The following is a 12,679-nucleotide window of genomic DNA, read 5'->3' as shown; positions in this document are numbered from 1 at the left end:
ATGATGTAACCACAGAGCACGCAGAGATCGCAGAGAAAGAGAAGAGAGAGATGAATAATTCCGATGCAAAGCTCAAGAATATTATTTGTCAGCAGTCAACTGTCAACAGTTAACTGTCAACTGTCAACTGCCAACAGTTAACTAACTAATATTCAACTAGCGTGACGATCGGCACGTCGGGCAATTTCTGCCTGCCGCCCAAAGCCTGCAATTCAATGATAAAAGCAAAACCGACAAGCTCGCAGCCACCTTGCTCCAACAATTTAGCCGTCGCCGCCGCTGTTCCGCCAGTGGCGATTAAATCGTCTACAATCAGCACCCGGCTGCCGGAAATCATCGCATCTTGGTGCATCTCCAGTCGATCGACACCGTATTCCAATTCGTACTCAGCAAAATGAACCGCACCAGGCAGTTTCCCTGGTTTGCGGACAGGAATAAAGCCTATTCCCATTTTATAAGCCAACGGCGCGCCAAAGATAAAGCCCCGCGATTCCATGCCCACCACATAGTCAACAGACATTGCAGAGCATTTTTCGGCTAAGCTGTCAATGGTGTAGCTCAGCCCTTGCGGGTCGCGCAGCAAAGTTGTAATGTCTCGAAACATAATTCCCGGCTTTGGGAAATCAGGAATGTCGCGAATCAGAGATTTGAGATCCATAAGCTTGCAGATCGGGGTTGAGGGTAACGAGGCATCAAAAATGCTACAATAATAACGTCAAAATTTAAAAATTTAAAAATAAAAATTAAAACTAACAGCTTCTTTAATTTTTATTCTTTAATTGCTTAATCCTTTACGTACTATGTAAACAAATGTCATAATTCCCTAACAACAGGGTTGAATATCAACATTTGTCACCCTATGATCTAAAGTCAAAAATCTAATATCTAAAATCCAATGATTAAATTGGCAGCACGAGTGGGTGAGGTTTCTCCTTCTATAACCTTGGCGATCGCCGCTAAGGCTAAAGCCATGAAGGCCGAAGGGATTGATGTCTGTAGTTTGAGTACGGGAGAACCCGACTTTGATACGCCCGAACACATTAAAGCAGCGGCTAAACAAGCTTTAGACGCGGGGAAGACTAAGTATGGCCCTGTGACTGGGGAACCGCAGTTAAAAGCTGCGATCGCCCGCAAACTCCGCGATGACAACAATCTCAACTATCAACCGGAAAATATTATTGTCACCAACGGCGGCAAGCATTCCCTCTACAATCTGATGATGGCTCTGATCGAGCCTGGAGAGGAAGTAATTATTCCTGCTCCCTACTGGCTAAGCTACCCTGAAATGGTGAAACTCGCTAGTGGCAAGCCAGTAATTGTACGGACTGATGCTTCTACAGGATATAAAATTACACCGGAACAACTGAGTCGAGCGATTACTCCCAAAACCAAGTTATTTGTACTGAATTCGCCTTCTAACCCGACGGGAATGGTGTATACTCCGGCGGAAATCAAAGCCTTGGCCGAGGTGATAGTAGATCGAGATATTTTAGTCGTTGCTGACGAAATTTACGAAAAAATTATATATGACGACGCCCAACACGTCAGCATCGGTTCCCTGGGCAAAGAAATCTTCGATCGCACCCTGATTAGCAGCGGTTTTGCTAAAGCTTACTCGATGACAGGCTGGCGAATCGGTTATTTGGCCGGGCAGATCGAATTAATCAAAGCCACCAGCACCATTCAAGGTCACAGTACCTCAAATGTGTGTACTTTTGCACAGTACGGCGCGATCGCAGCTTTGGAAAGCAGTCAAGAGTCTGTCGAAACAATGCGTCTAGCTTTTGCCGAAAGGCGTCAGGTAATATTTGAATTACTCGATGCTGTCCCTGGAATTAGCTGTATTAAACCAGACGGTGCTTTCTATATGTTTGTCAACATCAGCAAGACGGGAATGAATTCTTTGGAATTTTGCGACGCTTTCTTAGAACAGCAGCAAGTAGCAGTTATTCCGGGGATTGCGTTTGGTGCAGACGACCATATTCGCTTGTCTTACGCCACTGATTTAGGCACAATTAAAAAAGCCGTAGAAAGGCTCGATAAATTTGTCCGTAGCATCTAAAAATTAGTCTGTTGACTGTTGACTGTTAACTGTTAACTGTTGACTGTTAACGGTTAACGGTTGACTGTTAACTGTTCACTGTTCACAACTGACAACTGACAACTGACAACTGACAACCAACAACTGACTAATAACTAAAGCTGTTTTGTCATAATCTCTTTGAGCAAATCCAGCCCCTTCTTAACTCGCCGAGAAACAGTCACCGCACTGATACCCAAGCGTTCAGCCGTTTCCTTCTGCGTCAAATCGTAGAGAAACACAAACTCCAATATCTCGCGAGTCCGTTGTTCCAACATAGCCAAAGCTTGCTGTACGCGAATTTGATCCTCTTGCGCCAACTGAAAACTCCGATACTTGCTATCGGGAACCAATTCTCCCAGACAAGTCGCCCCCTCATCTTCATCTTGCATCGGCGCGTCCAAACTCAGAGGCGATCGGTTCAGATGAGCCAGCTTAATTTCTTGCCATTCTTCTACCGAAACCTCAAGGACTGCTGCTACTTCAGCATCCGTAGGTTTGCGGTTGAACTGCACCTGCAACTCCTTGATCGCTGCTACTGATTTGCGTTCCAGGGATTGCCAGTGGCGGGGAAATCGCACAGAAGGGCTTTTGTCCCGCAAGTAGTGTTGAATTTCGCCCCGAATGTAGGGAATGGCAAAGGAACTAAAAGCGTGCCCCTTCGCGATATCAAACCGCTCGATCGCCCTGATCAACCCAATACATCCGACTTGCAGTAAATCGTCGTAGCTTTCACCGCACTGGTTGATCCAGTGGTAAACTTCTTTTCTGACCAGTCCAATATTCAGTTTAACTAACTGATTGCGGATTTCATTCGATCCAGAAAGTTGGTACTCGCGCAACAATTGCAAATTTTCGCTTTTTAGCTCGTTCGGCAGTGTGGTAGACATGGTGGCATAAGGGTGGGTAGAGCAGAGGACTGAAGTTGCTTTAGATGTAGTTTCCAATCTAGTCTAAAAAAATTCACTTTTAGGTAGTGTAATCCTAGCACTTAATAGGTGTGATAGCGGACACACCAGTTGAGTTTTCGGTACGTGAACGGATTTAGCGGGATTCTCCGCATTTTTTCGGCATAAGGCAGACTTTTACCAGGTAGAACGCCTTCGACCGCATCCCCAATTTAACCAGGTTTTTTGAAAAAAATATTATAAGCTGAAAGCGGTTTGAATACAATACTTTAATTAATAAAAAATCCTAACTTCATAACTTGCGAATGACCACTATTCAATCATAAATTTAGTCATTAGTCAACAGTCCTAAGTTATGTTGCTCAAGACTGTTGGCTAATGAAGGGCGAGCAGGAGCTTTATGGCTAGAAACTGCTCAAGTTCGATCGATCCAGAAAGCCAATTTTATGACACAGAAGGCTCAATGCGAGCGTAAAACAAACCCCGAATTTTCACGTCCAGAGCCGGTCTAGCTCCCAAATCAGTATCAGAAGGCTGCGTGCTCTCAAAAATCCCGCCAACTTCGCCAGTGGCGCTGTTGACTTTAGCAACTTGGAGAGAAATTTTGCCGGCCTTAGTGCGAGTGTCAGCCACCTTAACATTAGCCCGCACGCGTTTGGAATTATCAGAAGCCGGAAGCGCTACAGCATTGTCATAGCCAGTCGATACCCCGCGAGCTTTAGGGTCTAAAAAGCCTGCGCTGCGGTAAGAAGGAACGTTAAACTCCCCTCGCAAATCGGTGGAAGTATTGATAGCAACTACTCCCGGTTCGGAACTGGCCACTAGCTGTTTAATGGTAAACAAGAAAGGTACTTGCTCTCCGCCCGGTAACTGAATCGTAATAGCTTGAAAATCCAAGCCGTCTTCTTCTGTGAAAGTCAGAGTGCCGTCAGTACCGACCTTGAGCGTACCTTGAACTTGGTCAATGCTCGACGTGAACCGTGTCAGCAATTTACCAGGCACAAATTCCGCTTCTTGGCGTTTGTTTGCTGGTTCTTCCTTCACAAAATAAGTTGTGGGCTGCAAACACAAACCAGTCAGTTTATAGGTGGCGCCCGCTTCGATGGGGATCGATCCCCGAGAAGTTTCTGCCAAGCTAGGGCAGTTATTAGCCAAGCCAGTACCTCTAATCTGGTCGTAGGTGAGCAACTCGGTAGTTGCCACCGTCGTGTCAGAAGCAGAAGAACAAGCAACCAGCGCACTCATGCAAAAAGCTAAAAGTGCAACAATTAAAGCACGATATTTCATTGCAAACCTCAATATCCAACATCGGATTATATTAAGAAAAAGCCCTAGTTCGAGCAAAATATAATTGCCCGCCGGCAGGCTAGGCCAGCGCTTAGGGTAGCATTTAGATCCTGATCCCTCGCTTCACCGAGACCGGCATTGACTCAAAAAATCAAGCTAGTGCGCCGTGAAAATAAGCATGAACTTATGATTTCTCAATCATGTTCGGATCGCAGCCCAATACACATGGTACGACGGGTTGTGCTCTTTTCCTGACTTGGACTGCAAATTAATATTGCTTAAGTCAACCTACTTAAGTTACTTTGCTTATGACCCCGAATGGCGATCGCGACTAGCTCGATTAGTCGATTGACCAAAAGGCTGGGGACAAAGGCCTTGTAGATTTCAAAGGAAGCAGCAGTATGGACAACGGCAAAGATTTAGAGTCAGAAAAGTTGCAGTCTCAAATGCAATCGCTGACAGAGGCGATTCGGACTTTAGGCGAAAGTTGTCAGGGAGACAGTCTGCTGCTTTTGGCCCTGCTGCGGAGGCTGGAAGCTTCGCACCGGGAAATTCGGGACGGTTTGTTTCAAGCGTCTTTTCCCGACAACCGCCAAGCACTTTACAAACTGCTCAGGAATATTGAAGCCAATGGCGGCTGGCCTTACATCCACCGCATGAAACTTCGATCGCTCTTGGGGTACAGCCAACAATTATCTCCCCTAGAAGATTCTCCAGCCGAGTCGCCAGAAGACTCGGCCGAAACTCCCCAAGACGTTAAATAGTTTTGAGTGATGAGTTTAGTGAGTTTTACATTAACTCATAACTCATCACTGAGCGGCGCGATCGCACCTAGAACCCGTAAGGTGGAGGAACAGGTGTAGGAGCAGGTATCAGGTTCTGCCCCGCCGGCGGGAATATCGGCGTCTGCTGGCCCGGCATTGGCAATAGTCCGGGCGCCGGGGGGATCGAACTAATTGATAGCAGAGGCGAATCAGGCACGCTAACAGTCGGCGGAATCGGAATCCTCGCAGCAGTCGGCGTGGGAGTCGGAGTTGGTGCTGCTGTGGGAGTCGGAGTTGGTGCTGCTGTGGGAGTCGGAGTCGGTGCTGCTGTGGGAGTCGGCGTCGGTGCTGCTGTGGGAGTCGGAGTCGGCGTCGGAGTCGGAGTCGGCGTCGGAGTCGGAGTCGGTGCTTCCGTGAGAGTCGGCGTCGCTTCTTCCGTGGAAGTTGGAGCCGGAGCTGGACTTGGAGACGGAGCTGGAGTTGGAGGTACAGTTGAATCTGTAGTTGAAGGTGAAACTAAATCTGTAGTTGGAGTTGGAGGATCTGCAATTGTGGTGGTAACTGTAGTGGTAGTTGTAGTTGTAATGGTGCCTGGCCTGGGAGTAATCGGCCCAGTCACAGCGATAAAATCGTTGACATCGACCAGCGCCGCCGGAGTGTCTGTCAAAATTGCTAAAAGCTTGCCGTCGAGCGTAATTACTGTATCCCTGAGATTTGAACCGTTGCCTTGGCTAACTACCAGTTGACCGAAAGATAAATTGCTCGGCAGTCCAAAGAAATCCTCTGCGTCATTGTAATCAGTAATTAAAACCAAACTGCCAGGCCCGGCTCCCAATCCAAAGACATCGCTGCCGCTGCCGCCAGTCAGAGTATCCGAACCCTCGCCTCCGATTAAAGAATCATTACCCTCTGCTCCAAATAAATTGTCATTGCCGAAACCGCCCAAAATTGTATCGTCGCCGATACCTCCAGCCAAGGAGTCATCACCAAAACCACCGTCGATACCATCATTACCTTTGCCACCAAACAGAAAGTCATTACCTTCATCTCCCAGTACCGAGTCGTCGGCTTCATCGCCGCGAAGGGTATCGGAACCGGTGCCGCCAAAAACTGTATCGTCAGCCTTGCCACCGAATATCTGGTCATTACCAGCATCTCCGAAGAGCGAATCGTTGTCGGCATTGCCGTACAAAGTGTCGTCGCCGTCGCCGCCGGTCAAATAATCGTTGCCCTCAGCGCCCAACATTTGATCTCTACCACTGCCGCCGTTGAGAGAATCGTTCCCCGCATTCCCGTAGAGAAAGTCGTCATCAGCATTCCCGAACACGGAATCGTCGCCGTCATTCCCTGTGAGGGTGTCGTTGCCAGTACCGCCGGCAATTACATCAAAGCCTCCGTTGCCAAAAACTAAGTCGTCCCCTGCATCTCCCAACACGCTGTCTATCCCGTCGTTGCCTTCGAGGATGTCGTTGCCTAAACCGCCACGAATCGAGTCGTCGCCGTTTCCGCCGGAAGCAAAATCGCGGCCTTGGTTGCCAATAAGTTCGTCATTTCCTTCACCGCCAATCAGCGAATCTGCTCCGTCACCTCCAAGAAGCTGGTCGTTGCCGCCGTCGCCCTCTAGGGTGTCATCTCCTCCCGCACCCAGGAGCGAATCATCGCCATCTAAGGCGCGAATTCGATCGCTCAGCGGAGTTCCTAGAATAAAGTCGTTGCTGTCTGTGCCGATCAGGTTTGCCATAGGGGATACACCGGTCCTCAATAAAATAAATTGTTTGAAATTATGTTAATCGCCTTCGTGACAAGGGATTGCTGCTTGCCTAGGTTAGCATAATTGAGATTTTGGCAATCTGGGGAAGGGGCGCTGGAAGTTTTGCTCGTGTCCGCAGTTGCGATCGGGGCTGGTATAATGCCCGATCGGCAATCTAATTTAGTTACTTTGGATTTTTTCAAATAGAAATTAGTCGATCGCACTCAAGGAAGTCAAACTAGACAAACAAAATGTTGACTAATGAAAAATGAATAACCTTTTTCATTAGTCAACAGTCATTAGTCAACAGTCATTAGTCATTAGTCATTAGTCATTAGTCATTAGTCATTAGTCAACAGTCAACTTTTATTCAGTAACAGGTAACACTATCTCAAATTCACTCCCTCCCGCCAAAATAGAATTGACATTAATTGTTCCGCCGTGGGTTTCGACTACAATCTGGCGGGCGATCGCCAATCCTAACCCAGTACCTTTTCCTACTGCCTTCGTGGTAAATAAATGGTCAAAAATCCGCTGTTTTACTGCTTCAGTCATACCCGCACCGTTATCGGCAATCTGAATTTTGATATGTCGATCACCCGACAGACTGGTACGAACAGTGATACAGTGTGGATTTGCTTTAATTGCCTCCAAACTGCGTCCTTGGTTTGATTCTTCTAGGGCATCGATCGCGTTAGCAAGCAGGTTCATAAAGACTTGGTTCAGTTGACCAGGAAAGCATTCGATAGGGGGGAGATTGCCGTAGTCTGTGACGACTTCGATCGCAGGATGGTGTTCGTTGGCTTTGAGCCGGTGTTTCAAAATTAAGATGGTGCTGTCAATGCCCTCATGGATATTAAACGGAACTTTGTAGTCTTTATCGGCTCTGGAGAAGGTGCGGAGGCTGGTGCTAATGCCGCGAATGCGATCGCACCCCACTTTCATCGACAACAGCATCTTTGGCAAATCTTCTAAGGCATACTCTAAATCAATCTCCTCAGCATCTTCTTCAATTTCTTTGCCAGGATTGGGCAGTTTTTCTTGATATAATTTTAAGTGATTAATCAAATCTTTAATCGTGGTTGTTGCTTCCTCAATATTGCCGCTAATAAAGCCGACAGGATTATTAATTTCGTGGGCTATTCCTGTGACTAGATTGCCCAACGTGGACATTTTTTCGCTTTGCACGATCTGTAACTGTGCTTGCTGCAAATCAAGGAGCGATCGCTCTAATTCTTTTGCATAAGCTTGAGATTGTTGGTACAATCGAGCATTTTCTATAGAGATAGCCGCTTGGGCGCACAAAAGTTGAATAACTTCTGTGCGATCTTCTGTAAATGCACCAATTGTCAAGTTATTTTCTAGATATAGCAACCCGATTAATTTACCCTGATTTAAAATGGGCGCGCACAGCACACTTTTGGGCTTTTTCTGTATCAAATACGGATCGGCAATAAAATCCTTTTGTACTGCTGCATAATCCAAAACGACAGTTTTCCAAGTCCGCTTAACATAGTTGACCACAGCAGAGGGAAAGTCGTCGCTGGCTGACAGCGGTACAGATATTGAGATGACATCTTGATTGAAGGAGGCTACAGCTTCGATGGCGAGATTCCCATCCTTCATCAATAGCAGAACAGCTTTTTTTGCCCCGGCATTTTCCATCACGACAGACATCAATCCAGCCAGCAATTTTTCTAATTTAATTGCACTCGATAGAGTTTGGGAAGCTTTGAGAATAGCCGCGAAATCGAGGGTTTCGTAAATATTGTTGCTGCTAGATAGAATTGTTTGGAATCTTTGAGGTAAAATTGACGATTTATTGATTGGGTGGAGGCGGGTTTCGCAGATTAAACAACGATTTTCTCTTGCCTGCAATATGGGAGCAAGAAGTTGGGGATACCGTTTTTCTAAGTCATCGATTTTGGCTTTCGCACCCCAGCGAGCATAACAGTAGTAGGCTTCTTGCATATAAGCTTGCGCCACTTTTTCTTTGCCCCAGTCGAGGTAGAATTTAGCTGCTAGTTCGTTAGCGAGAGCTTCTTCTTGGATGTATTCGTTTTCTTGCGCTCCAGAAATGGCGCGATCGTACATTTCCATAGCTTCTGCCCTCTGTCTGGCAACTCGGTATTTCTCTGCTTCTACCAACTGCCACTTATGCAAATAATTCATGGGGGCGTGTTCTGCCCAATGCTGCAACTTCCTTTGATTTTCCTGAACTCGTTGCGACTGCGTTTCTAACTTTGTCTCGGACTCAGGAGTGGCAAGGGCTATGAGTGAGTCATAGAAATATAAACCAGCTTCGGAAGGAGTTCCTGCACTTCCCGCTATATACTGTCTTGCTCGATCGACATCTACGGAGGCCCGAGCAATGTCTCCCAGCAGGAATCTCAACGTCGCCCTGTAGAGATAGAAGATGCAGAGTCGGTACAAATCGCTAGAGGCAAGCGACTGAGAAACCAGCTTCTCCTCATAGCGTTCCTGTTCACAGGAAATCTCCAAGTTGTTTGGATTACCCAATAAAAACAGCGTTGTTTCCCAATAAATCCAACAATAACTTGCCGCCGTTAGTTGGTTGAGGTCGAGTAATTGCTGACGGTATGCCCGAATTTGGGGCTCAAGTTCTGCCAAAGGTTGACCGCACCAGTAGGAATTTAGACAAAATCCATGCCCATTATGCCCGACAAACTCTAGATTGCCTGTTTCTAATCCGGCTTGATAGCCTGCCTGAAGAATGGGGAGGGTCTCCCGCAAATGCGATTTGCGATGGTACACCAAGACTCCGATCGCAGCAAAAGTTGCAGAGCGAATATTTTTGGCATCCGCGCCACTGCCAAGACGATAAGCTAATCGGCAAAATTGATCGGCTACCGTCACATCTTGTAGAAAGTTGTTGAGAATCATCCCATAACAACTATAGCTATAAGCTGAACTACGACTGTTGCCATATTGGATAGATAAATTTACCTGTAAGGCAGTCACCAGCGCAAACAAAGACGAACCACCCAGATAACAAGCTGACGCCATAGTTGCCGCCACTTGCATCGCGGCCAGCTTTTGGGGGTTGACCATCGCTGGCAGATCGAATAACTCTTCAATCGGTCGATCGCCGATCGAGCTATTAATTTCCTGCACTGCTTGCTGAATATCTTCTGATGTAGGGCTATCGGGCAATTCTACTCCTAATTCTTTGAGACTCAACAAACCGATAGCAATTCCTTCTAAAAACTTGTTCTGAGACGATAATGCCTGAATTTTGACGATGTAAACGCTCACTCGCTCTAGGGGAGTTCGGGTATGATGAATCACAGTGTCAATCCACTGATTCATCTGGTCAAATTCGCCACAGAGTGAAGCCACTTCTGCAGCTATGTCGTGCAAGTTCAAGGTCATCTCGTACTGTCGTTGCCAAGCGCTCTCTCCAAGCAAATTTAGCCCGATCGCAGCATACTCGCGAGCAGCTTGATAAGCAGTAGCAGCTCTGGCTTTGCGGCAAGCCGTGAGGTTTAGTTGTGCCAAATCATCACGTTGTGTTTGGTCTTCAATCAGCGCAATACCATAATTCAACTGATTGACAACTGAAAAAATTTGCTCTTCTATAGCTGCAGGTGAAATTTGCTGGATCAGCAATTGTCCAATCTGATAGTGAACTCGCGCTCGCTCTTGTTCGGGAATTAAAGAATAGGCGGCTTGCTGAACGCGATCGTGCAAAAACTTGTAATTTACCACCTCCGAATTTTCGGTCTCCTCCCGTCTTTCTCGCCCCATATAAAACTTGTATATTTCACTTTCAGGCAGGATTAACCCCTCTTGCAAAGCCTTCCACAAATCCGCCGCCGTTTCGGTTTCCAGTTGCTTGGAAACAACTGCCAAAGTCCCCAAATCAAAGTGATTCCCAACACAAGCAGCCAACTTCAACACATTCTGAGTCGCGGGCGGCAATTTTTGCAACTGCAACGCCATAAACTCGACCACATCATCCGTCAGCGCTGCCTCCCGAACTCGAACAATATCGCACTGCCAGTAACCAGCAAGCCGATCAAACTCAATCAGCCCATCCTGATGCAGTGCTTTGAGAAACTGCGTTGCAAAAAAGGGATTTCCCTGGGTTTTTTGTGCCACCAATTCCGCCAACGGTATTGCCCAAGATGGATCGCAATTGAGCGTATCAGCAACCAAATGATTTAGACTTGTTGAACTCAACGGTTCCAGGGTAATAGTATTCACCGTTGCCCCACCTTTGACCACTGCATCCAGTGTCTGCATCAACGGATGTGCTGCCAATACTTCATTATCTCGGTAGGCACCAATTACTAATAAATAGCCGGTTTCCGACTCGGTAACAAGCAGTTGCATTAACCGCAGCGAGGCGGAATCTGCCCACTGCAAATCATCCAAAAACATCACCAGGGGATGTTCTGGCTTTGTGAACACCTTAATAAAGTTTTGAAACAGCAAATTAAACCGATTTTGTGCCGCAGTTCCTAATAATTCCAGTGCGGGTGGTTGTTTCCCAATAATTCTTTCTAGTTCGGGAATTACTTCAATAATGACTTGGCCGTTATCGCCCAGTGCTTGGAATATTTGACTTTGCCAAGTTTTCAACATTTCGTCACTTTCGCTCAGCAATTGTCCGATTAAATCTCGAAATGCTTGGACAAAAGCTGAGAAAGGAATATTGCGGTTAAATTGGTCGAATTTGCCTTTGATGAAATAGCCGCGCTGGCGGACAATTGGTTTGTGAACTTCATGCACAATTGCAGTTTTCCCAATCCCCGAAAAACCTGCTACTAGCATCATTTCAGTTGTGCCACTACTGACGCGATCAAAGGCTTGGAGTAGGGTTTCTACTTCAGTTTCGCGACCATAGAGTTTTTCTGGTATAATGAATCGATCGCCAACATCCCTCTGCGCGATCGCAAAACTCTTTATCCTACCGTTTTCTTCAAGTTGCTCCAAACAACATTCTAAATCGAATTTCAGCCCTAACGCACTCTGATAGCGGTCTTCGGCATTTTTCCCCATTAATTTGCTGACAATCTCCGAGAGTACAGGCGGGATTTCAGGATTGATTTCATGCAGTGATGGTGGTTGCTTCGCAATATGACAGTGTACTAATTCCATCACATCGTTGGATTGAAACGGCAATCGTCCCGCCAGCAATTCGTAAAAAGTCACGCCCAAAGAGTAAAAGTCAGTGCGGTAGTCTATGCGGCGATTCATCCTTCCCGTTTGTTCGGGAGAAAAATAGCCGAGTGTCCCTTCCAGCAGGTTAGGATTCATCAGGGTTTGAGTTTCCCTTGGTAGCAAAGATGCAATATTAAAGTCAATGAGTTTGACTTGTTTTGTTTGGGGATGAATTAAAATATTGGCGGGTTTAATGTCTTTGTGAATTATCCGGTGGCGGTAGAGTATATCTAATATATTGCTCAGGTCGATCGCCACTTGCAAAAACTCGATCAGAGTCGGCCGAGTTTCCCTTTTTTCCGTCCATTCCTTCAGAGAAATTCCCCCAAAGTCTTCCATTACCAACGCATAGCTGTTGTGGTAGGTTTCCAAGCTGTAGGTTTCGATGATTCCGGGCAAGTTGAGGTTTTTGGCGATGGTGTACTGATTACGAAATTGCACCAGTTCGCTGAAGCTGGGATACTGACTCCGCAAGACTTTGATGGCGACCTGTTTTTGGTCGCCAGTGCGGAAAGCTCGATAAACTAGGGTGCGATTTCCTGAGTAAATGCGATCGAGAATTTGATAACCTGTCAATGTAAAATTTATACTTGCCATACTTTTATTCTTCCCGTCCTCCGCCGGCTATTTCCACATTAGCAGAAGCCAATACACTTTCCCTGTCCAGTGATTGTTAAATTAATATGACATAGAGCGCTCAAAA

The 12,679-nt window shown here is 46.5% G+C and carries 7 protein-coding genes; 2 read left to right on the top strand and 5 right to left on the bottom strand.

Annotation, left to right across the window (positions count from 1 at the left end; all coding sequences use genetic code 11):
• Positions 1–145: 145 nt before the first annotated feature.
• Entirely contained in the window at positions 146–658 is a 513-nt protein-coding gene (locus QUA90_RS19180; RefSeq protein ID WP_333331175.1) for an adenine phosphoribosyltransferase, read from the bottom strand.
• A 237-nt stretch (positions 659–895) separates the two neighbouring features.
• Here QUA90_RS19180 and QUA90_RS19175 point away from each other — a divergent pair, with 237 nt between their 5' ends.
• Positions 896–2,062 (top strand): pyridoxal phosphate-dependent aminotransferase, encoded by a 1,167-nt coding sequence (locus QUA90_RS19175; RefSeq protein ID WP_333447148.1) that lies wholly within the window; start codon positions 896–898, stop codon positions 2,060–2,062.
• A gap of 134 nt (positions 2,063–2,196) precedes the next feature.
• Here the strand turns inward: QUA90_RS19175 and QUA90_RS19170 are convergent, their stop codons facing one another.
• Positions 2,197–2,970 (bottom strand): RNA polymerase sigma factor SigF, encoded by a 774-nt coding sequence (locus QUA90_RS19170; protein ID WP_333331168.1) that lies wholly within the window; start codon positions 2,968–2,970, stop codon positions 2,197–2,199.
• Positions 2,971–3,432: 462 nt separating this feature from the next.
• Positions 3,433–4,275: a photosystem II manganese-stabilizing polypeptide gene (locus QUA90_RS19165; RefSeq protein WP_333053687.1), complete on the bottom strand. Its 843-nt coding sequence runs from the start codon at positions 4,273–4,275 to the stop codon at positions 3,433–3,435.
• Positions 4,276–4,676: 401 nt separating this feature from the next.
• Here QUA90_RS19165 and QUA90_RS19160 point away from each other — a divergent pair, with 401 nt between their 5' ends.
• Complete coding sequence (locus QUA90_RS19160) at positions 4,677–5,039, top strand: hypothetical protein (protein WP_333311867.1); 363 nt, start codon at positions 4,677–4,679, stop codon at positions 5,037–5,039.
• A 67-nt stretch (positions 5,040–5,106) separates the two neighbouring features.
• Here QUA90_RS19160 and QUA90_RS19155 read toward each other — a convergent pair whose 3' ends face one another.
• Positions 5,107–6,780, bottom strand: coding sequence for a calcium-binding protein (locus tag QUA90_RS19155; RefSeq protein WP_333387659.1), 1,674 nt, complete (start codon positions 6,778–6,780; stop codon positions 5,107–5,109).
• A 375-nt stretch (positions 6,781–7,155) separates the two neighbouring features.
• Entirely contained in the window at positions 7,156–12,573 is a 5,418-nt protein-coding gene (locus tag QUA90_RS19150) for an AAA family ATPase (protein ID WP_333447146.1), read from the bottom strand.
• Positions 12,574–12,679: the final 106 nt, after the last annotated feature.

Origin of the sequence: Microcoleus sp. D3_18_C4, assembly GCF_036702355.1 — a bacterium.
Classification (GTDB): Bacteria; Cyanobacteriota; Cyanobacteriia; order Cyanobacteriales; family Microcoleaceae; genus Microcoleus.
This window is presented reverse-complemented; position numbering and strand designations above follow the sequence as displayed.

What these genes read in the sequence shown, in the direction of transcription:
- QUA90_RS19150 (WP_333447146.1), bottom strand. Translation starts at nt 12,573, where the DNA reads ATGGCAAGTATAAATTTTACATTGACAGGTTATCAAATTCTCGATCGC.
- QUA90_RS19165 (WP_333053687.1), bottom strand. Translation starts at nt 4,275, where the DNA reads ATGAAATATCGTGCTTTAATTGTTGCACTTTTAGCTTTTTGCATGAGT.
- QUA90_RS19155 (WP_333387659.1), bottom strand. Translation starts at nt 6,780, where the DNA reads ATGGCAAACCTGATCGGCACAGACAGCAACGACTTTATTCTAGGAACT.
- QUA90_RS19170 (WP_333331168.1), bottom strand. Translation starts at nt 2,970, where the DNA reads ATGTCTACCACACTGCCGAACGAGCTAAAAAGCGAAAATTTGCAATTG.
- QUA90_RS19175 (WP_333447148.1), top strand. Translation starts at nt 896, where the DNA reads ATGATTAAATTGGCAGCACGAGTGGGTGAGGTTTCTCCTTCTATAACC.
- QUA90_RS19180 (WP_333331175.1), bottom strand. Translation starts at nt 658, where the DNA reads ATGGATCTCAAATCTCTGATTCGCGACATTCCTGATTTCCCAAAGCCG.
- QUA90_RS19160 (WP_333311867.1), top strand. Translation starts at nt 4,677, where the DNA reads ATGGACAACGGCAAAGATTTAGAGTCAGAAAAGTTGCAGTCTCAAATG.